A 25,432-nucleotide genomic window follows, 5' to 3' on the forward strand; every position below is an offset into this window, starting at 1 on the left:
CTTGTTCAAGTAAGCTACATGGTAGCAATTCTCGCAATTTAGGCAACCAATAGTTAAATGTATCATTAGCTGTAGACTCACTTACTCCAAACTGGATGCCCAGAAGTTGAAATGTTGTCATATGCCTCAGATAGACCAATGTTAAAATTATTTGTTCGCCCCTAGATAGTTTGGGTTTTCTACCGCCTCCACCAGCAATAAGTCTAACTTTCTTTGATTCTAGTAAAGCTTGTTTTTCATGATGTAATCGTTCCGCGTTTTGAATTAATTGTTGTAACTGCTCATAATCCAAGCCAATTAATCGCTGTGTTTCTTTAGGATGCTCTTCAATATGATTTAGTATGTCGCTCATGTTTCTGTGTCAAAAAAGCTTGAGGATGGGATCTTATCACGAATTGTTACTATTTTGGAGATGTCTATTGAGGGAGTAGCCAACCCGGATTAAATTTCAACCTACCGTTTTCGCACCCCGCTGACGGAGGAAAACCACCAAAAGCCCGATCGCACCTACCGCCAACAGCAGCCATTCTTCGGGCTCAGGAACCCCCGAAACATTAAGAGGATTATTCGGCTTAGTTAACTCCTCCTTACCCGATTCTACCTCCCGTTCAAATCGATCGCTCTTAGCTTCCGCTGCTTTTAGCTGCTCCCTTTGCGCGTCATTAACTAACACAATCATCGAAGAATAAGGCGTCACCACTTTGAAATTTTTAGCTACAGCGTGCATCGCATCCAGTTGCGTCAGTTGATTGGAACTTTTCTGCTTGCTAAGTGCAGTTATCAACTGGCGCGCAGCTATCGGTTTAAAGCCTTCATTTCCGGCATTTTTGGACTCTACAACTGCCGCCGATTTGGCGGTTTTTTTCGACTGCGGGGTTTTGGCATAACTCCAAGCATAGCCGTCAACAACGCTAACTGTAGATGGGCCGGAAGCTGCTGTGGTTGCTACTCGCTGCATCGCCTCTTTCATATCCGTAGCAACTCCACCGCCGCTATCTTGAATCACCTTTAAAGTTGCGTCGTCGTAGCCGGGGGGCAAACCTCCCAAATGCACTGTCCATAGGGGTGCAGAGATGAAAAGTTTAGGTTTGCGATCGTCCGACAATTCGTAACTATGGCGATCGCTCACCAAAAATACACTATCGTAACTTTTATCGCCCCGCAACTGTGTAAACTGTTGGAGCATATCTTTGAGCTGGAGCGTACCATAAAATGTCACCTTTGCGGCATCGAAATTGCGTACATCTTCCACAAACTTAGGTGGCATTCCCGCAGCGCTGGCTATATACAAATCAACAGCATTTTTGCTGGCTGTATTAGCTTTCAACCATTCAAAATTCTCTTTTACTTCCTTAGTTTCCGCCGCCATGCTGCGGGAAGTATCGAGAATAACTGCAAATTTTTTGCCTTGCGGTAGCGAGTAATTTGCATCAGCCAGTGGCTTAACAGAAATGATATTTCCTCCCGGTAGAACCGCCTGCTGCGCTGTTAGCGGTTGCTGTGCGACTGCGGGCAAAAAGGGTGGCAGCCAAGTTTCTCTTGCTTCTTTCCCGCGGTATTTTACCTCTTTCCCGGCGATCGTGCGGCGAGTATTTTGGTTCCAAAAAATGTTGCGTTTTTCAGCCAAAACAGGCATCGCCCAACCCTGCGGCTGGCGCATGACTTTGTAAGTAAGCCACAGGTGCATTTCCGTTGGCCCTTGAGTTTGGGTGAATTCTCGTTTAGGTGGGATTGGAAAAGCCCGCAAGCGGTATTGTTTGGGACCAATTTGTTCTAGCAAAGCCGGATCTACTCTTTCTCTCACCTGTTGATTGTAGACTTGTTGGGCTGCACCGCGAGGCGATACTGTAAATACAAAACGTTTGTTTAAATCGCCAGTATCTCCCAGCCAAACTCCTGTAACTGCGGCGCTTTCCGGCAGCGAAAAGTAGTAGAATACTTCTTGCAAGTTCGGCGTTTGATTTTTGTAAACTTCGTAAAGTTGAACGTCAGCCCAGTCACCGTTTTCTTTGACTGTCACTTCTTGCGACTGCAACCATACTTTTTCTTGATTGACATTCAGCAAACCTGCTTTAGCTTCTTCCCGGTTTGATGTTGACTGTACCGCGTGTTTTACTGCTTCTCTGTCGCCTTTTTGCAGTTCCGTATCGAAGAATTCGCCGTAGAGTTTTTCGGCTTTTTCCACATCAGCACTAGAGCCTTGATACAAAAACGGCGACATTAAAAAATTATAGCTGTTCTGCACCGTTTGAGCTGCTCCGTCAGGCAAATTCAAACTATTTTTGTACATCTCATAAATGTGGTTGTTTTCTCCCACAGTGCTGAGGTAGCGGTAAGGAGACAAATAAGCGTTAACTAACCCCGATCGAATCGCATTAGATTTGGCTAATAAAGTTTGGCGAACCGTGTCATTTGCGGGGGGAGTTGCCAACATTTTCAGTGCTGCAACTTGTGGCTGCTGCTGCAAAGCGGAGAAAATAGCCAGCCAAGCTGCTATTACTCCTAAACTTCCGATTATCGCTTTATTTTTCCCGTATTGTGCAGCAAAACTCTGCCATATTTTCCGCCCGGAATGAAGGTATAGAAAGCCGTACAGCGAAGGCATGACCACGAACAAGCTACAGGTTAAACCAAACAATATAAACGATAGCGGTATCCAAATTAAACCCCAGATCCACTCCCCGTATCTAAAGATATCCCACAATGCTGATATCCATGTAAATTTGAAAAATTCAATGACTACAGTGAAGAATCCATAAAGTGTATACAATGCCACAGGTACAGCGTAATACATCAGCAATGTTGCCGCCCAAAGGCCAACTACTAGCATTAAACTGTGGCATCCTAATTGCAACCACGCACTTCGTTTTTCTCCGATTAGCCTGAAAAAACGAGGCTGTTTATTATGGAAATTCTGGGAATCTGAGAGATTTTGAACATTTTCTTTTTTACCCAGATATCCGTACAGCATTTCCACTAAAAATGCTGCAATGCACAAAGCAATAGTCGCGATGATTTGATAACTAGCTGGGGTGAGTTCTCGCAGCAGGAACAAGCGGAGCAAACACAGCAAAAATAGCGGTGCTTCTACGCCGTAAAACCAGCGCATTAGCTGTAGGGGTTGCTTGCTAAAACGCCTAGCTCCTATTACTGTACATACAGTGGGTACTGCGATCGTAGCTGCCATCGTCAAAGAAAACTCTAGCGGGATAATGCCATCGATTGTCGCTTTAATTAATGGCACTCCTATAATCGGCAAAATTCCCAAGTAAACAATCGATAAACAAGTCAAATTCCACACCCAAAAGATTGTTTGAAAAAGTCTATTAAATACCTGTTTAATTTTCATTTATTTCTCCTGTTAAGCTTTGGCTAACGGTATCGTATACATTGCTAGCAAACTTTTTTACTTCATAATTTTCTGGTTGTAGCGAACTGTTAAATAAAATGGAAACTAGCACCCAAGTATGGTCTTTGTGAGTGAGATCGCTGCCGATACGCGACAAGAAGTTATCGGTAGTTTGCTGTGCAGATTGCAGCCAGTATGTAGCGGATAGTTGGTTGTCTTTGAGAGACAGCCAGCGCGCCCTAACAGCAGGAGTTAGCTGTTTTATTTCTATTCGATTTACGGGAATGCCACTGGCTACAAAACACAGTTCCGGTGCGTGATAAGTCTGCCAAGATGTGCTGGCTACTGTGAGCATGGAACCGCGCAAGTTGCCTGACACAAATCTCTTTTTCTCTGTTTGGGTGCCGGGGTAATTGCCAAAGAATTTTTGTTCGCTGGGATTCAGCGGGATTGATTCGGACACAATTGATTCGGGAAATTTTAGGGGGGCGATCGCTAATTTTTCACTTTCTACATGATACAATTGAGAAATTGCACCCAAAACAGCCACCGCCACAATTAGTCCCGGTTTTGCCAAAGGCTGATTTTTGAGTATTTCTAAATCCCGTTGCGAGTTAAAATCACTTTCTTTTGTTTCGTGAAATTTCGGAACTTTTTGCAGCATCAACCAACTTAAGAAGCAAGCGCCGATTAAACCCACAATTCCTAGCGGTACGTGCAGCATTGCTGCATAAGTTGGCTGTTGGAAAACTTGGGCAACCAGCACTAGCACGGCAACCCGCAAAGCGTTAGCAGACACCAACATTAAGAAGTTAGCAGCGCATACTGCAAGCCATTTTAAACTCAATTTGCGACCTTCTAGCCAGGTAGCAGCAAGCAAAAATATCGTTCCCACTAAGAGAGTTTTAATGCCGCTGCAAGGCACGTCAACGTGAGCGATGCCGTTTTCCAAAACGATAATATCGTAAGAAGAAATAGCCCCTATGTGCAGCAGAGAAAGCAACTGTTCTACTACCTGAGCAGTGAGCACTCGTGCCGGCAAACCTAAGCCGCTATTCAACTGACTATTAAATGGTAAAATACAACCCAGCAAGCCAGCAACTGGCAAGTTTTTTCGCCAAAAGTTCTGCTCGACCAATAAGCCGCACAGCCCGTAAGTTCCTAGGATAAATAGCAGAACATTAATTTGTTTGATATCAATTATGCACTGAAGGGCGATCGAGAAAATACCCGCACCCAACATCAACAGCAGCGGATCTCGCCTCAAAACGAAATTGGGTGAAAATCCCGGCGGGCGATCCTCTTCGAGGGCTGCGCGAACGGAGTTCCCGCTCGATCGCACTACTAATGCTACAATCAGAAAACCAATTACTATTTTGTACAGTGTGGGTATCTCAACAAACGAGGATAACAGCCACTTAACTGCCAAGATATTGGCCCAAAACCAAGCAAGCGCCAGCAAAAAAGGAGCCAGCCAAACCAAATTAACCGCAGGATGAGGAGTAACAGAATCTGGAGTTGCAGAATCAGTGATATTGGTGCGCTGCATTATACCGCTTGACATTCACGTTGGTGACATCTTAGCTCAGCCAAATTGGTAATGTCTAGACCGATTATTTAAGTTTTGTCAAGCTTCGATTTTCTCTACAGAGAAGCTAGCGTTATAATAATTAATTTTAGCGGAGGTAAAAATGAGCGAAAAAAGCCCAGGATACAAAATTCTTAGCGATAACCGACAAGCGCGCCATCTCTATGAAATTATAGAGACATACCAAGTGGGAATCGAGTTGAAGGGAACCGAAGTCAAATCTATTCGGGAAGGAAAAGCAAATTTGCGGGACGGATATGGCTTAGTTCGGAACGGGGAACTGTGGCTGATAAACGTTCACATTTCGCCTTGGAGAAGTGCTAGCAACTATTTTAATCACGAACCCCGCCGCACCCGTAAATTGCTGATGCACAAGCAGGAAATTCGCAAATTAATCGGCAAAGTGGAAGAAAAAGGCTTGACTTTAGTGCCGTTAAAAATGTATTTGAAAGGCGGCTGGGTAAAACTTGATATCGGTTTGGGTAAAGGGAAAAAACTGTACGACAAGCGCGAAGATTTGAAGAAACGTGAAGATAAGCGGGATATGGAAAGAGCAATGAAGCAATTTTAGTCAGAGTCATTAGTCATCACTCATTAGTCATTAGTCATTAAATATCTCCAAAAAATAAACTCAAACCTTTGCTACTCGAAGGTTGAAAGTTAATTTATGGAGATGTTTATTAGTCAGGAGTCATTAGTGATTCATGATTGGTGATTGCTGATTAATGATTGGCTATTTTAAATCGATTTCGGTTCATTACTCATCATAATATTTTTCAAAATCCTCAAGGGAGGATTTTGAGGACTTCCATCGTCACTACCAACTTAATTAGAGTTATTTGACTGGAGTCCATCTTACAACAGATTCTATGTTGATGAACTAAACCCCAGCTCGTTCTATCCCCGTACGGAAACGCCCCAGGGTAAGTCCCTACACTTCATAAACCTGGAATACGCTGTATCTCCTCATAGAGTCGCATACTGTCGATCGACTGACGGCTGACTAAGCATTATTACTTAGGCAAGGGGAAGAGTTTTACCTTCTTCCTGCTTCCCGCTTCCTTTTTCCTGAAAATATCCGGATGGCTTGTGGAGCCTCATGAATGATTAACCTATGCTCGAATACATCTGGGTAGTGGGAGCATTCCCCAAGGATTCGGCTGTGGACTAACAAACTCTTATGAGAAATGGGTTCAATCATGAGTCATTTCGTAAGATTATGATGCCATTAGGGTGGCAATTAAAACTGGCAAACAAAATATCGCCTAACTCTCAAGTTAAAAAATGCTAAAAATGACACCATTAGCTAACATTTTCAATGCTATGAAAGAGCCAGCAAAAAAGCCTCAGAACTCCAAGTGGGGAGCCTTATTGCTGATGCTAGCAGTAGGCTTGGGCGGCTGGCAAATTGGGTTGCCGGAACTGGCATCTTTTTTTAATAATATGGCTTTTGAAAACTACAAAGCTAATCGATTCGCTGATACTCAACAAGCATATGAGTTAGCGCTCTGGGTAGATCCAAAAAGCCGAACAGCTCTTTACAATTTAGGATGGCTTTGCGAAGAGGTGCAAGATTTACAATGCGCCCGAGGAAAATATCTGCAAGCTGCAAAACTCGGTCTACCTGCTGCTTACAGCAATCTGGCTCGGTTATATATAGTTGATCAAAAAAACTATCCGGCTGCCGTTCACTTCCTGTGGCAAGGTTTGAAATTAGCTGAGGACGATCAAGTAAAATATTCTTTACTCAAAAACTTGGGATGGGCTCGCCTGGAACAGGGTCGATATTCAGAGGCATTGCAACATCTGGATGAAGCGATTAAACTTGATAGTGAAGGACCAGCAACTTACTGCTTAAAAGCGCAAGTCCTAGAAAAAATGAAAAATACTAAGGCAGCGCTACCGCAGTGGAAAATTTGTCTAAAGTATGCGGATTCTCAAGAATTCGATGAGGATATATGGATAGGGATGGCACGTCAACGATTAAACGAGGAAAAAACAAATAAATGAAACGCACAGTTTTGTTTTCATCAACCATACTGGCAATTATAACGGTAGTTGAGCTAAGTCAAGCCTCAACAGCACTGCCAACTCCTTCGACTGTTAAAATTACAGTTAATGAATCAGTCGAAATGCCGTTCGACTCCAATCAAGCGAGGAGGCGGCGGTGCAGAGATAGAGATGGTGGAAAATATCCGTGTCCCAGATTAATCATGCCTTCGGAGAGCGAAGAATAAGAGTTATTTTCAATAAATTTTGTAGAGTGTACCATCACCACTTTACAGCAACAGGTATGTAGTATGTAGTAGTAGTATGCAGGGTGCCCCGTCCGCACCTTATAGCATTTGAGATTTGAGATTAATAATTGAAGAATTGGAAATAACTTATGGCTATAATGGTTTGCAGCTTGCATAAAGCTGCATTCTTTTTTTGAACTGGTATAACTCCTAATCATTGCTGTATCGGCTATTGCTGGAATCCGCACTGTGCGGGGAGAAAATCCCCGCCAGCAATTCTATCTACTCGCCCTCCGTCAAAGCTAAATCTTGCGGCTGCTGGTGTGAGTTGCTGTAAAAACTAGCAATAATCGCCACCATCAACCACCAAAGCATATTAACTTCCGGCCGATACCAAACTGTATCGACAAAACCGTGGGCCATCATGCCGGCTAAAGTTGCGATCGCCCCAATCAACCAAAACCCCTGATTCGATTTGAGATTTGGGATTTGAGATTTTGGATTTTGGGATTCTTCCTCTAAACTAGAGATCTTAAATTGTGAATCCCGCAGATGTTTGATCTGCAACAAACCTTGATTGACCGTGACAGTCATCAGCCAAAGGAAACACATTAAACCGATAAAACCGGTTTCCACCGCAATTTCCAGCAGCACAGAATAAGCGCTCAAAGCGGTAAATCTCGGCTTCATATAAAGCGGATAAACTTTATTAAAAGCAGTGTTTCCCGGGCCTATTCCGAGAATTGGCCGATCGCGAATCATGTCAATCACCGCCGTCCAAACATTAATCCGAAAATTGTTGCTGCTGTCACCTCGACCGATAAACATACTCGAAACTCGATCGCGCAGAGGCTCCACTAAAGCCACTCCCAAAATTAAGGCCCCAGCCAAACCTCCTAACCCTAACGGCAGCGCCCAATTTCGCCAGAAGCGAGGCATCAAAGGGCTGTACCAGTACCACAGCAGCACTAAAAATACCACCAGTAGAGCCACAAAACCGATCCAAGCACCCCGGCTGTCCGTGTAGCGCAAACACGCGCAATTCACCACCAGCATCGTCAGCGCTAAAACTTTTGTTCCCCATCCTTTCCACACAAAAAGTGCGGCGGCGCTCAATGCAATGGCCGGCAGTAAATAGGAACCAAGCAAGTTAGGATTTCCCAAAAAACTGTAAACTCGCGTGACATTGGCTTGAGTAGAAGTCGGATCGTTCCAAGTAGCTAATGGTGGCACTTTGTCAATCCACTGCCGCACGCCGTAGAAACTGACAATTAAAGAGACGTTCAAAAATACCGCAATTAACCACGATCGCCAACGGGGATCTCGCAATATCCGAGCCATCAGCGCAAAAAACAGCAAATACAGCGTTAGCTTGCTCCAACCAGTAGCAGCGGCGACTTTCACCGGCGACATCGCCGTTGCGACAGTGGCTATGCCCCAGTACAGCAGAACCAGCAAATGAATCGGCGTGAAGGGGATCTCGCGATCGTCCGAAACAGTCAGCAGCACCCAAAATGCAGCGCTAGCCGCCATCAACACCCCCACCAAGGCATTGTTTACAAACGGCGCCAAACCGAAAGTCAAGCCCAGCAAAACAAAACCCAAGGGTTCTGCCCACTGCATCAGCCAGCTACTCTGCCGCCAACTGCGTAAAGAGCCGATCGCCAAATTGAATAAATAACTTCTACTTTGCCACTGAGAGAGCGGCAAATTTGCCAGAGTTAACTGTTGCCAAACTGAATTCATTTTTAGATTGATTATTGGTAATTGGGAATTGGGAATTGAGTCTAAAAGCATCGACAATTGATAGTAACTCCAATCTTGCACCATTCTCCCTTAAGGCTTTTCTGGTCGGCTCCACAAAGAATAAATTTCTTGTGGGTGGGGCACGCGAGTCCGCGAATAAAAGCCTTATTGAGAATGGTGCAACATCTCAGTATTAATTAACAAATGACTTGTTTCTTCTTCCTTCTTCTTTCCATCCGTTACATCCGTTAGAAAATCCGTTGCCGAACTTCCTTCTTCCTTCTTTAGCCTTCCAACAATTCCGTAGCATTTGTGCAGGGCAGCCAGAGCACGTAGCGATATCCAGATTCCGGGGCTCCTTGAATTGAGAGTTGACCGCCTTGAATTTCCACCAATTGGCAGCAAAGCAGCAGCCCCAAGCGTTCCCGCGCCCCATAACCAGCTAACACCGGTGCGGTATCCTCTGCATTCTGTGCCACCAAAGCCGCCAACTCAGAAAACGCCAGCGTTAATCGCTGCGAACCCTGTGTCGGGAGTTGCGCTTCGACTCCCTCGGAGTCGATTTCGGAGTTCGATGGCGAACCGCTACCAGATCCGGCCTTCAACAAGTAGTCGGTGTAGAGTTTAGCATGGGGCAAACTTTCCCCTAACCAAGGATGAAAAACCCAAACTCCGATGTTGATACCGTCTTCTTTCCGAGAAACGTGGACTCGAATCACGCTGCCTGCCCCAGCAGATTGAATAATGCTAAAAATTAAGTGGTGCAGCATTTGCTGAACCTTATCTTTATCTACCAACCAGATGCGCGACCCGGGCCCCATCGACAAATTAATTTCTTGCTCTCGTCTACTTGCTGCCGACGACAGGATTGTCACCACCTGCTGGCACAAAGTTTCTATATCGACTGCGGTTCGCTTCAAGGTGAAAGCGGAATCATCTAGTTCTGCCAGTTCCAAAATTTCTTCAACTAGCGATCGCAAAGAGCGGCTGCTGTCTTGGATCACGTCAATATATTCTTTTTGCTTGCTCGTTAAGGGGCCATAAATTTCTTGTTTCAACACGCTTGCCATGCCGAGGACAGAAGTGAGCGGTGTGAGCAATTCCTGCGCTAAATTATTCAGCAGTTTTACTTTAATTGAGTTAGTAGACAAATCGATAGGTTTGTTAGTCATCGCTAATTTTTATTGGTTCATTGTCGAGCGAGGGTTTGCGGTTCATTAGACCTATTCCAAAAGTTTATAACAATCTGTTTATAATTCACCACAAAAAAACGTAGTGAAGAAAAATATATATTCCTTCTTCCCTAGAAGCTCTTCCTTATCTGAGTAATTAAGATTTAATCATTGCTTCTAAAGCTGATTGCAAGTCTTGAGTGAGTTCGGCAACTGCTAACCTGCGACTGGTTTGATATCGATCCCAACGATCGCTCACTGATATGGGTTCGCCCACGGTCATTTGTACCTGCTGTTTGCCCAACTTCGGTCTGCCGAAAGGATTTCCCCCTTTGATGCGAGCCAGTACGTCCCACAGCAGTAAAGTTGTTTCTGCCAAACGTTCTGCTGTCAGTTGTTCTGCGACGTACCTGCCCGTGACGGACACGAAACTTTCTACAAGTCTCATGTGCCACATCCGAAGACTTGCTTCTTCAGCGAGGCGATCGGCTAATCCTCTTTCTAAGGGAGAAAGTGCTGCAATATCTTTAATATCTTCTCGATAAATATAATCCCAGCCTGCTTGTTCCACACGGCGGCAGCGGTCTATTAAACTGCCTTTGGGCTTTAAGTTAAAATATTCTTCTGCTACTTGCAAACCCACGTCTAACAGGGCTTTCAGTCGAGCTATCATTACTTCATTGTCAAAATTATTTGTCGTTTTTTCGGAAACTGATGATGGTAAAATAGATATTTTTTGGGCTAAGTTTTTATGATAAAAACGGCTGTAAAACTCTTCCATTACTGCTAGTAAATGGCTGCCCAGTCGAATCAGGCGCAGATATTGGAATTTGTGATTGTGGTTTTCGGAATCGGGATTGGCAGTCTCTAAATTAGCAATTTCGGTGCGTTCTAAGGATGGCAGTCCGCAATCAATTTCTAATTGAGTTAAAAGTTTTTCTAAGGGTTGCCAAGGTGGATTGACATAGCGGTATTGAATGCCGATCGGCACAATTAAAACTTTTTCAGTGCGTCCGGCTTTCAGCAAATCTTCAACGCACCAGAAGCCCATTTGAGCAATTCCCGGTTCGAGGGGGCTAACTATTTCATTGTGACCGTTGGTAGCGCCTTCTGGGGCGGCGGCGATCGGGAATTGGCTGTTGGCAAATAAATCGCGGGCCGATCGCAATCCGGCGCGATCGATCTTCCCGCGCACAATCGGAGTGCCGCCGAGTTGGGAATACAACCAGCCGACTCCCGCACCGGCCCAAAGGGGAATGCCGCGATCGTAGATAAAGTGGGAATGTACCGGGAATTGCAGGGGAATGCCTTTGGCGCGCGCTGCCTGGGGAACGAGTTTCCAAATTAGTTGTCCCAAACAGTAGGGATCGTCTGAGTTGGGGTGGCGGAAGGCTAGCAAGAAGCGAACTTTCTGATTTTGAAATTGGTGGAATAGTTCGGCGAGGGTTTCGACGTTTTCGGCTTGAACCTGGCTGATACTCGTCCGAAATCGCAGCCACCAGGGGAGTATTTGCTGGCAGCCATGGACGATTAGGGGGTTGTAGGCTGGGGGTATGAATTCCAGCGGCGGCTGAACTTGGCTAATTGAATTGGGCATTTCACGATTTGAGATTTGAGATTTATTGGCCTTGTTGGGCTAGGAGAGGAGACGGCAGTGCCGTGTCCCTACCCCAAAATAATGTAGGGACACGGCATTGCCGTCTCCTAATTTCTTCTCACTCTATCAGGACTTACGTCGAAGGACTAAAGAAAACAGGTTTTTTATCCTATAGAACCCATTTGACATCTTTTCTTAAAAAATAAGGGGGATAAACAAGCCGTCTCACATAACTCAATTTTTACACGATCGCCAGAACCAAAATATAAAATATTGGAAGAGTATTGACAGGATACAGGTAAGGTGTCAAGATATTAAATTTAACAGTCATGTTATGGTATAGTCGCCCCTCCAAATTCTGGGATAAAGAAGGGCATCATTAGTTGCCAATTGTCTTATGGTTCAAGAAACGCTCAGATACTTAGCCAAAATCCGTAGATACTTGCCCTCGTCTAACAAGGATACACTAACAATTTTATTTTTTGGCAAAACTGGGGTTGGCAAGAGTAGCACTCTTAATGCTTTATTTGGGCTAAACTTGGCTACCGATAATGCTGTGGCTTGTACAAAAAAGCCTCAGTTTGTCGATTTAGACCCCCCTAACTCCTCGAATTTTCCCTATCAGAAAGTACGAGTTGTGGATCTGCCGGGAATTGGAGAGAGTTTGACTGACGATAAAAAGTATATGGCTGACTACAAAAAATGGATTCCTCAAGCTGATGCTTTAGTCTGGGTAACTCAAGCAGATACAAGGGCTTACAAACGGGATGAGATATTTTTGAAACAGTTAAAGCCATTATTTAAGCCGTCTTTATTCCTCATAGTGGCTTTGAATAAAATCGATTGTCTGGGAGTTTATGAAGGGGAAAATACATTTAATATCGATAGTCGAGAACCTTCAGATGATCAAACTAGGCTAATTCCTGAAAAAATCGATGATGTTTATGGTATTTTTCACCGGGCAATTAATGGAAAAGTGATTTTTGAAAAAGATCAGGTAGTGCCTTATACATCTGTTTATGGATGGGGACTAGAACACCTAAAAATGAAAGTATTGTCAAGGAGTTGAAATATTATGCGATTATTAAAAAACCTAGTTGACACGGTTTCTGGAAAAAAAACTACGCAATCACCGTTGAGACTTGTGATTGGCTTAAATCAAGTTGATAAAATGATTCCCAATGGGTGGGATCAGAGGTTAAATGCACCTACGAAGCAGGCAGAAAATGAAATTGAACGTCGTTGCCAGGATATTATTAAACGATTGGGTGAAACTACAAAAATATCTGAAGCTAACATAGAATATTACTCAGCGCTGAAGCGTTATCGTTTGATTAATTTGCTGACCAAGATTATCCACAATGCTTATGCTGGATTCAAGCTGGGTAATGTGCAGCCTGCCGATCCATTTGAATTAGCAGATCCAGAAGTCAAAGCTTTTGCTGATCAAGAACGTCAAAAAGGAGTCAATAATTCTGCAACAAAAGGTGATGCTAACAATCAAACTGTAGAAGACATAAAAAAACTTATTCCAGAACGAGAATTTCAGCTAATACTGGAGAAGTTTAAACAGGAAACTCAGGTACCACCCAAAGTAGCCGTGATTGGAAAATCTGGAGTTGGTAAAACAACTACAATTAACAATCTTTTTAACGCTAAGTTAAAAACAAGTCCCACCACTGTCGGAACAACTCAGGCACAAATTAAAGAATTTACTCTGGCAACAGGGGGCACTTTAACGGTGATTGATTTGCCCGGATATGGACGCAGCGAAGCCGAAGATCCAGAGTATGACAAAATTTATCAGCAGATTATCCCATCTTGCGATTTAGTTTTCCTGGTGATTCAAGCAGATACACGAGATTTTGCTGACGATATCGAGATGATTAAGAAGATTACAACATGGCTGAAAAATCATCCGATTCCTCAAAGATAACAAAAATCCGTAATGTTGCTGAATCGTAAATTTATGTCCTGAAAGAGGTAGATATGGCTTTAACCGCAGAAGAAGAACAAAAAATACGCGCATTATTAGCTAAAGAAGAGGCTCAAAAGAAAAAGTCCATTCTGCAAAGCAAAGACAATTTAAAAACTTGGTTGAAACAAGTAGCTTTTTGGCTATTAGAGAAACTTACAGACAAAGCAATGGATATTCTATTTAGTTATTTATGAGGTTTAATTGGTTTTTGATAATGTTAATATTGAAGTAGTTTCATAAATGATCGCCTACTTCTGCTTACCTGCATATAGAAGAAAGGCGATCGCGGTTATGGATACCATATTGCCTAGACTCAGAAACCTTCTGTCAGAGTCTCTTATGCTGGGATAACTTCAAAAGCATCTTTATCATATAGTCGATAAACATAAAAATCACTATCTAATGTAAAGATTCGCTTAATTTTTTGACTTTCTGCCACAGCCACTAGAGAAGCATCTGCTAAATCCATCGGTATATCTTGATATTTTTCCATTTTTAACACCGCTCAATGTTAATCTGTCACGGGAGATTTGGGTTATTCCCATCATTTGTGGGAGAGGGTAACACACCCTACATATCCTTAAATATTAGCAGCCTGGGGAGCGATCTCGCCTTTTGCGGATGCCATATCGCCTGAGATTAAGAAACCGGGTTTCTGTGAGAGTTTGTGCATCCTCACCAAGATTGCTGTTGTGATATTGTTTCCGGTTGCATCGGAATGATTTAACCACAGAGAACGCAGAGAACACAGAGGGAGATAAGAGAGATGAATAATTCCGATGCTACCGGATTTGATATGAGTCCCTCGTCTCACAGCAGTGGAGCGCGAAAAAATGTCAAATAGGTTCTATATCATTCCGGCGCGGCCGGATTTGATATCAAATCCTATTCCGCTACTTGGAGAATGACTTCTTGGAATTGAATTACATCCGATCGCGGATCGCAGTGAGTGACTTTGACTTCAAACCGATCGCCTATTTCGATCGATCGACCAAATCGCATTGCCAATTCTAAACCCAAATCTTCCAATAAAATCAATCCGAGATTGCTGTCTTCCCTCAACCAGCGCAGCATTAAAGCTTCCCAAACTTCGTCTGGGTTGCGCCGCAAATATTCCAATCCCCAATAGCGGTTAGTTTGGCGTTCGACGGTGGATGCTTCTTTAACTGCGGTGCCGAGACACATCACAATATCCTGTATTTCTTCAGCGGAAAAAGGCAGTGGTTCGCCCCGCAGGTGGGCTTTGAGTTGGAAGTGAGCCAGCAAGTCGGTATAGCGACGGATCGGGGAAGTAACTTGAGTGTATAATTCCAAACCCAAGCCAGCGTGGCGTCCGGGGGTGAGGCCCATTTCGCTGCGGGGCATACATCGGCGCACGGCGCAAGCGCGGGCCGGGCCTGCCGGCACGGCCAGCAGTTCTTCATCGGGAGGAAGTTCGGGCTGTGGCTGATAGCGGTAGGGTATGGGCAGGCTGTGAGCTTGACCGTAGCGGGCGGCTAGTTCGCCGGCTAAAATCATCATTTCGGCTACTAGCATCCGGGCTGTGGAGTCGTCGATGACGTGGATTTTGATGTCGTCGCCGTTGACTTTGATGACTGATTCGGGCATGAAAATGCTGATTGCGCCTTGGGCTTCCCGCCATTTTTGGCGCAGTTTTGCTGCAGAGGCGATCGCTGCTATTTCCGGTTCTGCTTCGATTCCCAACTCCAGCATTTCGTCTACGTCATCGTAGGTCAAGCGGTAGGTGGGTTTTATGGTGCTGATGTGGATGCTGTAATCTTGAGCCGCGCCGATTTCGTCTAAGGTGACGCTGAAGCTGAGGGCGCTGCACTTTTTGCCTTGAATTAAACTCATCGGCCCCGTTGCCAAAGCTGGGGGAAACATGGGAATCATTCCCGTGGGCAGGTAAACCGTGGTGGTGCGTTTTCTGGCTTCGAGGTCGAGTTCGTCTCCGGGGGAAAGCAAGCGGGTGGGATCGGCGATGTGTATCCAGATCCGCTGCTGGCCGTTTTCGAGGAATTCTAAGCTGAGGCCGTCGTCGATTTCGGTGGTGCTTTCGTCGTCGATCGTGTAAACCTTGAGGTGAGTTAAATCGAGACGATTTGTGTCGGAGTCGGTTGGGGGATTTTCTAGGCAGCGTTGGGCCACTTCTAATACCTTTGCGGAGAATTGTAGGGGAATTTGGCTGCGCCGCAAAAACAGGTTTTCGTGGGTACTCCAGAGGCCGAGATCGACTAGGAGGCCAAATGCTGCTTCGGGGTTTTCGGAACGTTCTAAGCTGGCTAAAGTTTCTAAGGCTGGGGTGCGGTGCGTTGCTTCTTCTCCGAGGAGGGCAAAGCGTTCTAGGGCGTCGAGGCGAGTTCGATCGCTGTGTTCCCAATCTACATTTTCCCCTGCCAGCCGCTGTTTGACTCGATCCCAAAATCCTTGGGATTCTTGGTGTCGCTGCTGTTCTACTTCTTGCTGGTGTTTGATTTCGGCTACTTGGGCGGCGGGTCGCGGTTCGTAGCGATCGCCCTTTTGTTTGAAATACAGTTTGTCTGTTGATAGCAAACAGTAAGCCGCGTAACACTGGGCCGGACTACTCTGAGAAAATAACAGCTTTGCCAGGGATTCGGGATCTGCTGTTTCTCCGTCACCGACTAAAAGTTCCCAAGCGACTTCCAAACTCGACGGATCTGAGTAGGCTTCTACTTCTTTGAGAAATTTGGGAATGTCGGAGGGTTTGTAACTTTCTCCCACTACTTCGTAGGTGATTTGTTTGGGCGGTATGCTGTGCGGTTGACCGTTTTCGTCTACCACTACCCAGTTTTTCTTGCCGTCGGGGCGATCGGCAACTGCCAGACGGCGGTCGCCGTGCACTCTAAATTCTACTAACGTTCCCTTCTCCACTTGCCAGCTTTATATTTGAGATTTTGGATTTTTACAGTAGCCACTTATCGAGTTTCGAGCTTGCGATTTTAGATTTTGGATATTGGCAATTTTTCTGGTCAATTGTGAAAGTTAAAATCTAAAAAGTTGTTCTTTATTCTTGCTTTTTTTTTAACTTTTGACTTGTGATTAAGACTTGCGCTGCTGCGACTCTTAACCCTATTTCGCGATTATTTCGCTGCATTCTTGCTGCACTATTAATGACAGAAAGACGTTCTTTTCGCGCAAGTCTTATTCCCAGTCCAAAATCTAAAACCCAAAATCCCAAATCCTGTTAACCTTCTTGGTTTACGAAGGGCATCAAAGCTACAATTCTTGCTCTTTTGATGCTTCTGGTCAGGTCTCGCTGCTGTTTTGCAGTCAAACCGGTAATCCGGCGGGGCAAAATTTTACCGCGTTCTGTGACGTATTTTTTGAGCAAATCGACATCTTTGTAGTCGATCGGGTCTCCTGGTTTGATGGGCGAAACGCGCCGGCGAAAGTAAGTCATGGTTTGTTGTTTGTTGACTGTTGACTGTTGACTGTTGACTGTTGTCTGTTGTCTGTTGACTGTTGTCTGTTGACCAATAACAACTGACTACTGACAACTGACTAATGACTAATCACTACTTGATCTCTTTGTGGGCAGTGTGCTGGTTGCAGTGGGGGCAGAACTTTTTGAGTTCCAGCCGCGCCGTCGTGTTGCGACGGTTCTTGGTGGTGGTGTACCGAGACACGCCTTTTGAGCGTTTGCTTACGTTTGTACGGCACTCAGTACACTCTAGAGTAATTATGATGCGGACGCCTTTAGCCATAATTCTAAATAAATTTCGACTAATTTAAACACAATTTATTATCTTCTCACATTGCTCTGCACTTGGTCAAGCAATCTTCTAACTTTGATGTCGAGGGAGTAGCCGCGGCGGGTTCCGACGACCATCGTCCCCCCGATGCGATCGTGGAAAGCTTGAGGAAACCTTTCGCCGGAGTTGAGGGCAACGCTACAGTCGATCGCTAGGGGCAGCATCAGCAGCAAGACGGCGGCGTTGGTAGATGTGAGCCCAGCTATACCTGCGAAGGCTAAGCCGGCGCAAATGCCCAGCAATGCCTCGCGCTTGCACAGTTCTTGCACTCCGGGAGTCCGTAGGAATCTGGTATCGGCAACTTTCATGTCCAAAGCCCAGCGCCCGAGACTTTGACCTTGGTTTTTCCTGACGATGGCTACGCGCAGGATCAGCCACAGCAAAACAAAAAATATGGTTTGGACGATCGCATTATTGCCCAGAAGCAAACTGGGCAGCCAAACTGCGATTCCATCAATGCAGAAGGCCGCTGCGCGGCGGCCGACGGATACTTTGGGAAGGAGGGGTACTAAATCGGAACTCATAGGCAAAAAGGTCGATCGGCACTAGCTACTTTTTGATCTTAAGCTGTGGATTAATCGATCGGCATCAATGGCGCGTAACTCAACTTCCAAGCCAACCGCTAATTATTCAAGCTGAAAATGGATTTTCGCCAATTCCCAACTGCTTTTTCGACTTTTCCACCTGTTCCCACAGTGTTTGGATCTGAGTAAATGCCTGTTCCACAGAGATTTTACCGTTAGATGTCAAGGAACTGATGTAACCCACTCGCTGAGAAAACTCTTGTAAATTCGCATTAAATACCAAATTCTCAGGCTTTACTTCACCGTAATAGCGATTTTGAGGATATAAAAAATTTGAATTTGCTACCATTGCTTTAACCTCGCATGAAAACTTGTTCCCTGAACATATCAATATTATAAACCGCGCTTCCCTTTTAAAGATGTGCTCTAAGTAGCAAAAATCATGTGACATTTTGCGATTTTTTTTGTGATTGGAATTACACCCACAGATCGGGGCGACAAAACTCTCTGTAATTTCACGTGTACAACTTAGGCAGGCGGGGTCAACAACCAGCTTCCTGCCTTAAGGCTTATAACTTCCGATTTGGCGTCGAAACCAGGTTTTTGTTAGTCCAGGACTGAGTTATTGAAATAAGTGACAAAAAAACCAAAAATGGATAATATTATTGCATACATCAATAGTTAGATTTTTATTAGGAATCTGCGTAATGTCTCCCAATGGGCTATCGCCCAGTCCCAAATCCCGGCTGAGGCAAGTTTTAATTAGACTTGCCCTCGCCGTAATAGCTGCTGTTATCGCCTTCAACATTCCTCACTCCTTAATTCCCGTGTTTAAAGAATCCCTATCCGAAGCAACGCCGCCACCAGAAATCCAAAACGTGCTCGCCGGCAAGCGCAAAATTGTGACAGTGGGCGACAGCATCACCGAGGCTGGGAAATACCCTGGAGGTTACGTTTGGCTGCTGCAACGCTATCTGAATGCCCTTTATCCCGATCGCAAAATCGAAATCGTCAACGCCGGAATCTCCGGTAATAGGGCGACGGATATGCAAGCCCGCTTCCAGAAAGATGCCATCGACCAAAAGCCAGATTTAGTGATGATTAATGTCGGAGTCAACGACGTTTGGCACGCTTTCTTCGACTTCCAAAACCGTCAGTTTTATCCGCAAGGCAAATTGCCCAAGGGAGTGCCACTGGCAGAATATCGGGAGAAAATAACTCAAATGGTGTTGGCGGCGAAAGCCGCAGGAATTCGAGTTGTACTGCTTTCTCCTACTCCTATCGGCGAAATTCTCGACGGCCCAGAAAATCGCAGGTTGCAAGAGTATATTGCCGCGATGCGAGAAATTGCGTTGCAGAATCAGTGCTTGTTTATCGATTTGAATGGGCCTTGTCGGGAAGTTATCGGCACGTATCAAAAACACGCGGGCAAGACTCTGAATTTGTTAGCCGCAGATGGAGTTCATCCCAATCCGTCGGGATATCGAATTATTGCTTTTACTATCTTGCGCGGTTTGGGCGTACCTGCAAAGGATATTGAGAATTTAGAAGTCAAAAATTGAATCTTGGAATTTAGTGATATGTTGACTGTTGACTGTTAACTTAAAGTATGCAGGCTACAAGCCCCTTGATTTATCTCTGGGGTTAATTTTTCAAATCTGAAGTTTCAAATCTCATATCATTCAATCGGCGGATGATACCGATTCAACCAACAGCTACCGATAATCACCAACGCCACCACAACAATAATTTCTGTCCAAAAAAACGAAAGAAAGTCGCTTGCAGTTCCCACCGGGGGCACCCCCGGTTGAGCATTGCGAATAGCGGGAAAAGCAAACAACATCACAGCAGTCCAACTCAGCATTCCCACTTCCGGCAACTTTCCAGATTTCATCACTTTTAATGCTAGCAAAAGCGCCATAATTGACAGCACCCACATAATAACAATAATCACTAAAGCAAAAAATTTCACCGGGATTGAGCGAGTTGCAGAAACATCAATATAAATAAAGATAGAGGAATTTTCTTCCATCGGCTTATAACTGATGTCAAAACCGGGAACATCGGCATTAAAATTAAATTTTAGAGGTACCGGGTTTAGTTGAAATGGAGCAAACTTTTTACCAATCGAAGCCAGCGGATCGATCGAAATAGCTACTTTAGCAATGTGCTTGTCAAACGGATAATTGTTAATCTTTCCCTTTACCAAATTAAATTTTAATGCAGGCACAATCATCGGTTTGCCTTCTTTAAAGGTAATTTCCGAATCCTGTACATTTGCGCCGTTAACTGTCATTAACAAGTCTTGAGCTGGGTAAGTTGGCCCTTTTTTATAGATACCTTTGAGTTCAAATTGCAAGCGGGCTTCTAATTCGTTCTTAATGGGATCTACTGCAATTACCGTCATTTTGACTTCAACCAAGCCTTTGGACGCTACAGCGCTTTCTGGAGGTGAATTGTAAGGCTCTTGGGCGTTAGCATTGTGAGAGTAAATAGATAAGATAATTGCCCAAATTACGGTCAGACTGCCAATTAAAATAAGTATTTTTTTGAGATTAAATTTGTTGACACTTTGCATTTATTATGGATATTTTATCTTTTGATTTGTTGTTAAGATTTACCGCAGTCTGCCAGTCCGCCCCTCCGCCAGCCCGTCAGGGCTTTAAACTTCTGTCTCATCGCTAAAATCGGTGAAAACTGACATCTTGCACCATTTTCAGGAACAGGCCCGAAAGCCTATTCCTGAAAAGTTCAATTTTCTTTCTTGTGGGGTGGGCATCCTGCCCGCCCATAGTAGGGCAACTACGAACCGATAGGAAGCAGTACCTTTGATGTAAAACTGCCGTGCAAACCGTAGGGAATGTGCTGTTTTAAATGCAAGCGCGCTAAGGGCCCTTTGGTGATGTCACTAGCATCTAAAATCACTAAGGTCGATCGATGATGAGCTGCATCATACATTAAAAGTAGCAGCCAGCCGTCATCCTCAGCAACAGCATCGGGACGGAGAACAAACACCGGTTCCCCCGCAAAACCGCGTGGTGCCGCACTCCAAATTTGCCTTTCACCAGTCACGAAATCCATTTTGAGAATAGCTTGCAAAGGAGCATTCCCAGTGGGAGCATCAGCAGCACCGATGTAAAGATATCGGTAAGGTTGTCCGACATTATTCGGATGCAAAGTGGGAAACTCGCAGCACCTAGTTTCAACAACTTGATGCTGTACCGTTTTGTCTTGCAAATTTAACTTAAACCGCCACAATTCCCCCGCTGGAACGCTCTCAAAATCAACCTCCCGGAAATCGCCGTCCGCCTCTACAGTGGGAAATGATTCGTAACAAACTGAGTCAACAAAAACTTCGTCTCCTTCTTCCCAAGCGTTGCAGTGGTGGAAGACAAAACAAGGTTCCGTTTCTAATATCTTTACCTCGTCAGTGCCGTTGCGGGGAATTAAAATTGCTTGCGTTGGCTTGTTTGGCGAAAATTGAATGCACTGGGAAGCACTCCGCAATCCTAACACGAATGGTAGAGGATTAAATGAGACGGGATTTTGGAAGAATATACAGTAATTCGGGGTAATTACCATGTCGTGCAGGAAGGCAAAACCCGGTATTGCATGGGCGTGACGCTGCAAAAGTTTGCCGCTTTCATCGAACTCGTAAATCGTGATGGTACTCGACAAACCGGGCTTGACAGAAAAGTTTACCAATCTGTCTCCTTTGCCATTTTTCCCTTTTTCAATTCTGGGGTGGGCGGCGAAGGCTTCACCGGGTTCCAAGATGCCGTCTAGAGTATCTAAGCCAAGTGTTTCTAGGGTGCGGGGGTCGAGTCTGTAGGGCTGTGCGGCTTCCCAAAGTGCTAGCAGTTTGTCGCCCCAATAAATAATGTTGGTGTTGGCAATGTTTTTGATTTTGACATCAAAGATATTGGCGAGCCAACCCCCTGGCTTTTGTGTGCCGAAAACGCCTCGGTGGAGGATTTTTCCGGCTTCTTGTTCGGCGAGATAGCCTTCTGTGCGGACGAATCGGTTGCGGAAATGGGCGCGGCCTTCGGATATTGCGATCGCACAAACCATCCCGTCGCCGTCAAACGGGTGGTGGATGCGCTGGCCGTTGACATCCAATAATCCGGGCCCGTTGCGAAAGAATGTGCCTTGCAAGCCGGCGGGGATTTCGCCTTCTATGTCGTCAATCCAGTAGTCGGATTCGTTGGGTTGGGATTCGTACCCGCGCTGCCAGTCTGTGCGATCGTAGGATGATTTTGTGGCTGCTGTTTGAGGTTGTGAAATCTGTAATTTTTGCATGGGTATAATAAGCTTTTATTGATTTAACGGCAGAGAAAACAGAGGGCGCAGAGAGAAGGAAAGTCGGAGAATTGGGAAACACAGTTAAATTCATCCATGTATCCGTGTCAAAATCCGTGTGTGCCTTCCTTTATTTGCTATCTGCGGTGCGGCTTTGTGACCTTACTGTTGGTACTAAGTCGGGAAAGTATTCGGGCATGAAATGCTGTCCACCAGGTTTGGAACTGCCCATTTCTGGTTCTAATACGGGAAGAGACTTTTGATTGTTTTGATCGCGGCTTTCTGTACTATCGGCGGGCAGCCAATTTAAAAACGGTAGGGGCAGAAGTGTGGACAGGTTTGTGATGACAATTAGCAGCCAGAGGTTATCGAAATTGCGATCGGTAATTCCTAGCAAGTGGGTCAAAAGTGCGCCGCCTTCGTGAGACAAAAGTCCTGCTAAATTTGTGATTGACATCAGCAGCGCAAATAAAGTTGCTTCCACGCCTCTGGGACACAACCGGGCGGAGAGTACCAGCACCGGCATATAAGCAATTTGTCCGATTACTGTCAGGATCAGGCTGTCTCCGATGCTGAACCATTGATCGTCAATTCCTAAAGCTCGGTTGGCATGAGTTACTAATAATAAAGTAGTCATGCCCAAAGCAGCCGCAATGACCGTTGACCAGCCAAAAATCACTCGAAATGGAACTGTTTTGAGGAATCGTTGAAACAGCCAGACGCCGGCGAGGGCGGCAATGCTGGTAACGAGGCGCACTCGGCCGAGAAATTCTGGTTGAAAGCCTAATTCGTTGGTGGTGAAAAAGAAGAAGGCGGAGTCTGAGCTTGGGGTGGCTTGCCAGAGGAAGAGAAAGGCGGTGGGCAGCCAAATTGTTTTTTGGGTAACTGCTTGCCGTAGTTGTTTTAGTTGGTCTTTGACAGTTTCAAAGTCGGTTCTTTTGTTGGTTTTTTCTTCGGCAATTAACCAAGCTGTTGCTGATACAATTAGCGGGAAAGATGCGGTGATTAAAAATATTGTGTGGGTGCTGAAGTGTTGCAGCAGGGAACCGCTGAGGTAGGCTGTAATTAGTCCGCCGAGGGCTGAAGCACCCCAAGACAAGGATTGCAGGGAACCGGCGTCGGTAACGGATTCTTTTCTAGCCCTTTCGACTACCAGGGAGTCGGCGATTACGTCGCTGACGGCGAGGGAGAGGGAACTCAGGGCGATCGCGCCTGTAGCTGCAAGCGGTGTGTGTACAATTGTTGCGAGGCTCACCCATGCTAAGGTTCCCAGCAGCCCGGAGAGAACGATGTAAGGGCGTCTGCGGTAGCCGAATATCGGCAAACCGTCGGACATGAAGCCGAACACGGGTTTGATAATCCAAGGCAGGGCTACGACGCCCAGCATTGCCGAGACTTCTGCCGGACTCATACCTAGTTCGTCTTTGAGAAAGAAGCTGACGGCTAAGCGGGCGAGTCCGAGAATGCCTTGGACAAAGTAAATCAGTAAGATGGCTATGAGTTCGGGGGTTGGCTCATTCCCAAAGAATACTTTTTCTTTTAAAGATTCTTTGAGTTTGCTGACGCCGGAGGGGGAAACGAGCATTTGAGCAATATTTCTTAATGAATCTCAATATTTATAACACATTCTTAATGACTTCCGGGAACTGTCGGAGGTGGGAGGCGAGAGTGGCGGGGATCTGGTAAGTGCTATAAAATTGTATTTATCTTGAATTTAAGCGTGTTTTGTAATAATAAAAACAGAAAAACGAACCGCGAAGGCGCGTTAGGCGAAGCCGCGCGTAAACCCTAGGACGCCAAGCAAGAGAAAGAAGAGAAAACTCACAACTGCTGTCAGCTTTGTTATATGATTATTGATCCTAAAAATCTGCCGGAAATTACGGGTTCCAAGTACCCTCAGCAATTCCAATCTGCTGTTGCGGGGAGAGTTAAAAAACGCTTAGGCGATGCGGCCGGATTGCATAATTTTGGGGTAAATTGGGTGAGACTTGCGCCGGGAAGTTGTTCTGCTCTCAGGCACTGGCATACCCGCCAAGATGAGTTAATCTATGTTCTGGAAGGGGAAGTTACTCTGATTACAAATTCGGGAGAGCAAGTGCTGACACCGGGTATGGCCGCGGGTTTTCGGGCGGGGGATTCAGATGGGCATCATTTAGTTAACCGCTCGAATGCAGATGTTGTTTATCTCGAAATTGGCGATCGCACTCCGGGAGATAGTGCCGAATATCCCGATGACGATCTAATTGCGAAAGCTAACGGGAATAGTTGGATTTTTACTCGCAAAAATGGCGAGGTTTATGAGAGTTAAAATTTTATGAGTTAAGTGAATCTTGGGACTTCGGCGGAACACGCTTTGTGGTATAGCATTTATCAGAAAGATGAGGTGTGATATAACAATACGACAGTTTTTAGGCCGCTAAAGTATTATAAGACAAGACTGAAGGAATATCAGGATGATTGTCAATCAAATCCGGATCTAAATCTCACTTATCAATAAAAGTAGAAAGTAAGTGTTTATTGAATTCCCGCCGTTTATAAGAACAGATTTAAAACACAAACGACTTGGCAGATGAATGACAACTATAGAGTGGATGTTTGGCTAAATTTAAGGAAAGAAGACTGGCATTAAAATGAAAATCAAGCTGTGGTAAATGACGAGCTTGACAATCAGACAATCCCGTAAATTGCTTGGCATCACGAAAAATAAATTCAATCTGGAAACGAGCCTGATAATATTCAACAATTTGTTCGGGAGGTAGGTGAAGATCAGTGCTAAATAATAAAGCATTTGTGATTTGGCCGTTGGCTTGAACTTCAGAGATACAAGCCAAACTAATTTGGCAATTTAAACAACAACTCGCCTAAAATCAATGTAGAGATTGAAAGTCCCGGTTTTATTTATTTAACAAAATTAAGACGACTCCAATCATGGCAATCAACCTTGTCATCATATTTACGAGGAGTTCCCAGTTTATTTTGTTCGCCTGTATAAAGATAGCGTCAGTTACCATTAACTCTTAGCTTGCTAATAAAGTCTAAATTTAACTCCCGCACAGCATCCCAGAATTTAGAGCGGTAGTAATAGCCATCAGGTAAGGATTCAGGTCTGTGATTGAGGAATAAGAGAAGGCATAAAAAAGTTACAAGAATGGGCAGATATAGCATCACG

The 25,432-nt window shown here is 45.0% G+C and carries 24 protein-coding genes; 8 read left to right on the forward strand and 16 right to left on the reverse strand.

Annotation, left to right across the window (positions count from 1 at the left end):
* From QUA25_RS26110 to xrtO, 3 genes are all read right to left on the reverse strand, one after another.
* Window positions 1-352, reverse strand: a 352-nt coding sequence (locus tag QUA25_RS26110) for a transposase family protein (protein ID WP_333042310.1), incomplete at its 3' end; no start/stop codon positions are given.
* Between the two features lie 96 nt (window positions 353-448).
* Complete coding sequence (locus tag QUA25_RS26115; protein ID WP_333042312.1) at window positions 449-3,349, reverse strand: TIGR02921 family PEP-CTERM protein; 2,901 nt, start codon at window positions 3,347-3,349, stop codon at window positions 449-451.
* Entirely contained in the window at window positions 3,339-4,913 is a 1,575-nt protein-coding gene (xrtO, locus tag QUA25_RS26120) for an exosortase O (protein ID WP_333042314.1), read from the reverse strand. Before xrtO ends, QUA25_RS26115 begins: the two co-directional genes overlap by 11 nt.
* A 127-nt stretch (window positions 4,914-5,040) precedes the next feature.
* Here xrtO and smpB point away from each other — a divergent pair, with 127 nt between their 5' ends.
* From smpB to QUA25_RS26135, 3 genes are all read left to right on the forward strand, one after another.
* Window positions 5,041-5,508 carry an SsrA-binding protein SmpB gene (gene smpB, locus QUA25_RS26125; protein WP_333042316.1) on the forward strand — a complete coding sequence of 156 codons (468 nt, stop codon included), beginning with the start codon at window positions 5,041-5,043 and terminating at the stop codon, window positions 5,506-5,508.
* Between the two features lie 722 nt (window positions 5,509-6,230).
* On the forward strand, window positions 6,231-6,947 hold the full coding sequence (locus QUA25_RS26130; RefSeq protein ID WP_333042317.1) for a tetratricopeptide repeat protein: 717 nt from the start codon (window positions 6,231-6,233) through the stop codon (window positions 6,945-6,947).
* The gene (locus QUA25_RS26135) at window positions 6,944-7,174 is read left to right on the forward strand and encodes an Osc7112_2153 family protein (RefSeq protein ID WP_333042318.1); all 231 of its coding nucleotides are present in this window, start codon (window positions 6,944-6,946) and stop codon (window positions 7,172-7,174) included. Before QUA25_RS26130 ends, QUA25_RS26135 begins: the two co-directional genes overlap by 4 nt.
* 282 nt (window positions 7,175-7,456) lie before the next feature.
* On the opposite strand, the gene QUA25_RS26140 is transcribed toward QUA25_RS26135, so the two are convergent.
* From QUA25_RS26140 to QUA25_RS26150, 3 genes are all read right to left on the reverse strand, one after another.
* Complete coding sequence (locus tag QUA25_RS26140) at window positions 7,457-8,920, reverse strand: IctB family putative bicarbonate transporter (RefSeq protein ID WP_333042320.1); 1,464 nt, start codon at window positions 8,918-8,920, stop codon at window positions 7,457-7,459.
* A gap of 284 nt (window positions 8,921-9,204) precedes the next feature.
* Entirely contained in the window at window positions 9,205-10,092 is an 888-nt protein-coding gene (locus QUA25_RS26145) for a histidine kinase dimerization/phospho-acceptor domain-containing protein (RefSeq protein ID WP_333042321.1), read from the reverse strand.
* A 157-nt stretch (window positions 10,093-10,249) separates the two neighbouring features.
* A complete protein-coding gene (locus tag QUA25_RS26150) occupies window positions 10,250-11,689 on the reverse strand; it encodes a 1-acyl-sn-glycerol-3-phosphate acyltransferase (RefSeq protein ID WP_333042322.1) in 1,440 nt (479 codons plus the stop codon).
* Between the two features lie 397 nt (window positions 11,690-12,086).
* Here QUA25_RS26150 and QUA25_RS26155 point away from each other — a divergent pair, with 397 nt between their 5' ends.
* The 3 genes from QUA25_RS26155 to QUA25_RS26165 are packed head-to-tail and all read left to right on the forward strand — an operon-like array spanning window position 12,087 to window position 13,861.
* Complete coding sequence (locus tag QUA25_RS26155) at window positions 12,087-12,758, forward strand: GTPase (protein WP_333042323.1); 672 nt, start codon at window positions 12,087-12,089, stop codon at window positions 12,756-12,758.
* Window positions 12,759-12,764: 6 nt separating this feature from the next.
* Complete coding sequence (locus tag QUA25_RS26160; RefSeq protein ID WP_333042326.1) at window positions 12,765-13,625, forward strand: GTPase; 861 nt, start codon at window positions 12,765-12,767, stop codon at window positions 13,623-13,625.
* Window positions 13,626-13,678: 53 nt separating this feature from the next.
* Window positions 13,679-13,861, forward strand: coding sequence for a hypothetical protein (locus QUA25_RS26165; RefSeq protein WP_333042328.1), 183 nt, complete (start codon window positions 13,679-13,681; stop codon window positions 13,859-13,861).
* Between the two features lie 143 nt (window positions 13,862-14,004).
* On the opposite strand, the gene QUA25_RS26170 is transcribed toward QUA25_RS26165, so the two are convergent.
* The 6 genes from QUA25_RS26170 to QUA25_RS26195 form a co-directional block, all read right to left on the reverse strand.
* The gene (locus tag QUA25_RS26170; protein ID WP_333042330.1) at window positions 14,005-14,160 is read right to left on the reverse strand and encodes a hypothetical protein; all 156 of its coding nucleotides are present in this window, start codon (window positions 14,158-14,160) and stop codon (window positions 14,005-14,007) included.
* Between the two features lie 392 nt (window positions 14,161-14,552).
* Window positions 14,553-16,559 carry a ribonuclease R family protein gene (locus QUA25_RS26175; RefSeq protein WP_333042333.1) on the reverse strand — a complete coding sequence of 669 codons (2,007 nt, stop codon included), beginning with the start codon at window positions 16,557-16,559 and terminating at the stop codon, window positions 14,553-14,555.
* 313 nt (window positions 16,560-16,872) lie between these two features.
* A complete protein-coding gene (gene rpsR, locus QUA25_RS26180) occupies window positions 16,873-17,088 on the reverse strand; it encodes a 30S ribosomal protein S18 (protein ID WP_006631377.1) in 216 nt (71 codons plus the stop codon).
* Between the two features lie 115 nt (window positions 17,089-17,203).
* Window positions 17,204-17,392, reverse strand: coding sequence for a 50S ribosomal protein L33 (gene rpmG, locus QUA25_RS26185; protein ID WP_190658616.1), 189 nt, complete (start codon window positions 17,390-17,392; stop codon window positions 17,204-17,206).
* Between the two features lie 38 nt (window positions 17,393-17,430).
* Window positions 17,431-17,964 carry an RDD family protein gene (locus QUA25_RS26190; RefSeq protein ID WP_333042335.1) on the reverse strand — a complete coding sequence of 178 codons (534 nt, stop codon included), beginning with the start codon at window positions 17,962-17,964 and terminating at the stop codon, window positions 17,431-17,433.
* Between the two features lie 106 nt (window positions 17,965-18,070).
* Window positions 18,071-18,313, reverse strand: a complete 243-nt coding sequence (locus QUA25_RS26195; RefSeq protein WP_190658612.1) for a DUF7219 family protein — start codon at window positions 18,311-18,313, stop codon at window positions 18,071-18,073.
* A gap of 358 nt (window positions 18,314-18,671) precedes the next feature.
* Here QUA25_RS26195 and QUA25_RS26200 point away from each other — a divergent pair, with 358 nt between their 5' ends.
* A complete protein-coding gene (locus tag QUA25_RS26200; RefSeq protein ID WP_333042338.1) occupies window positions 18,672-19,526 on the forward strand; it encodes an SGNH/GDSL hydrolase family protein in 855 nt (284 codons plus the stop codon).
* Window positions 19,527-19,642: 116 nt separating this feature from the next.
* Here the strand turns inward: QUA25_RS26200 and QUA25_RS26205 are convergent, their stop codons facing one another.
* From QUA25_RS26205 to QUA25_RS26215, 3 genes are all read right to left on the reverse strand, one after another.
* Complete coding sequence (locus QUA25_RS26205; RefSeq protein ID WP_333042340.1) at window positions 19,643-20,542, reverse strand: DUF4436 family protein; 900 nt, start codon at window positions 20,540-20,542, stop codon at window positions 19,643-19,645.
* A gap of 224 nt (window positions 20,543-20,766) precedes the next feature.
* A complete protein-coding gene (locus QUA25_RS26210; RefSeq protein WP_333042341.1) occupies window positions 20,767-22,263 on the reverse strand; it encodes a carotenoid oxygenase family protein in 1,497 nt (498 codons plus the stop codon).
* A 130-nt stretch (window positions 22,264-22,393) separates the two neighbouring features.
* Window positions 22,394-23,848, reverse strand: coding sequence for a folate/biopterin family MFS transporter (locus QUA25_RS26215; protein WP_333042342.1), 1,455 nt, complete (start codon window positions 23,846-23,848; stop codon window positions 22,394-22,396).
* Between the two features lie 261 nt (window positions 23,849-24,109).
* Here QUA25_RS26215 and QUA25_RS26220 point away from each other — a divergent pair, with 261 nt between their 5' ends.
* The gene (locus tag QUA25_RS26220) at window positions 24,110-24,571 is read left to right on the forward strand and encodes a cupin domain-containing protein (RefSeq protein WP_333042344.1); all 462 of its coding nucleotides are present in this window, start codon (window positions 24,110-24,112) and stop codon (window positions 24,569-24,571) included.
* A 238-nt stretch (window positions 24,572-24,809) separates the two neighbouring features.
* Here QUA25_RS26220 and QUA25_RS26225 read toward each other — a convergent pair whose 3' ends face one another.
* A complete protein-coding gene (locus QUA25_RS26225) occupies window positions 24,810-25,094 on the reverse strand; it encodes a transposase (protein ID WP_333042347.1) in 285 nt (94 codons plus the stop codon).
* Between the last annotated feature and the right edge of the window lie 338 nt (window positions 25,095-25,432).

Origin of the sequence: Microcoleus sp. Pol17C6 (genome assembly GCF_036701145.1) — a bacterium.
Lineage (GTDB): Bacteria > Cyanobacteriota > Cyanobacteriia > Cyanobacteriales > Microcoleaceae > Microcoleus.

Coding starts and splice junctions, on each gene's coding strand:
- QUA25_RS26115 (WP_333042312.1), bottom strand. CDS start 3,349: ATGAAAATTAAACAGGTATTTAATAGACTTTTTCAAACAATCTTTTGG.
- xrtO (WP_333042314.1), bottom strand. CDS start 4,913: ATGTCAAGCGGTATAATGCAGCGCACCAATATCACTGATTCTGCAACT.
- smpB (WP_333042316.1), top strand. CDS start 5,041: ATGAGCGAAAAAAGCCCAGGATACAAAATTCTTAGCGATAACCGACAA.
- QUA25_RS26130 (WP_333042317.1), top strand. CDS start 6,231: ATGACACCATTAGCTAACATTTTCAATGCTATGAAAGAGCCAGCAAAA.
- QUA25_RS26135 (WP_333042318.1), top strand. CDS start 6,944: ATGAAACGCACAGTTTTGTTTTCATCAACCATACTGGCAATTATAACG.
- QUA25_RS26140 (WP_333042320.1), bottom strand. CDS start 8,920: ATGAATTCAGTTTGGCAACAGTTAACTCTGGCAAATTTGCCGCTCTCT.
- QUA25_RS26145 (WP_333042321.1), bottom strand. CDS start 10,092: ATGACTAACAAACCTATCGATTTGTCTACTAACTCAATTAAAGTAAAA.
- QUA25_RS26150 (WP_333042322.1), bottom strand. CDS start 11,689: ATGCCCAATTCAATTAGCCAAGTTCAGCCGCCGCTGGAATTCATACCC.
- QUA25_RS26155 (WP_333042323.1), top strand. CDS start 12,087: ATGGTTCAAGAAACGCTCAGATACTTAGCCAAAATCCGTAGATACTTG.
- QUA25_RS26160 (WP_333042326.1), top strand. CDS start 12,765: ATGCGATTATTAAAAAACCTAGTTGACACGGTTTCTGGAAAAAAAACT.
- QUA25_RS26165 (WP_333042328.1), top strand. CDS start 13,679: ATGGCTTTAACCGCAGAAGAAGAACAAAAAATACGCGCATTATTAGCT.
- QUA25_RS26170 (WP_333042330.1), bottom strand. CDS start 14,160: ATGGAAAAATATCAAGATATACCGATGGATTTAGCAGATGCTTCTCTA.
- rpsR (WP_006631377.1), bottom strand. CDS start 17,088: ATGACTTACTTTCGCCGGCGCGTTTCGCCCATCAAACCAGGAGACCCG.
- rpmG (WP_190658616.1), bottom strand. CDS start 17,392: ATGGCTAAAGGCGTCCGCATCATAATTACTCTAGAGTGTACTGAGTGC.
- QUA25_RS26190 (WP_333042335.1), bottom strand. CDS start 17,964: ATGAGTTCCGATTTAGTACCCCTCCTTCCCAAAGTATCCGTCGGCCGC.
- QUA25_RS26195 (WP_190658612.1), bottom strand. CDS start 18,313: ATGGTAGCAAATTCAAATTTTTTATATCCTCAAAATCGCTATTACGGT.
- QUA25_RS26200 (WP_333042338.1), top strand. CDS start 18,672: ATGTCTCCCAATGGGCTATCGCCCAGTCCCAAATCCCGGCTGAGGCAA.
- QUA25_RS26205 (WP_333042340.1), bottom strand. CDS start 20,542: ATGCAAAGTGTCAACAAATTTAATCTCAAAAAAATACTTATTTTAATT.
- QUA25_RS26210 (WP_333042341.1), bottom strand. CDS start 22,263: ATGCAAAAATTACAGATTTCACAACCTCAAACAGCAGCCACAAAATCA.
- QUA25_RS26215 (WP_333042342.1), bottom strand. CDS start 23,848: ATGCTCGTTTCCCCCTCCGGCGTCAGCAAACTCAAAGAATCTTTAAAA.
- QUA25_RS26220 (WP_333042344.1), top strand. CDS start 24,110: ATGATTATTGATCCTAAAAATCTGCCGGAAATTACGGGTTCCAAGTAC.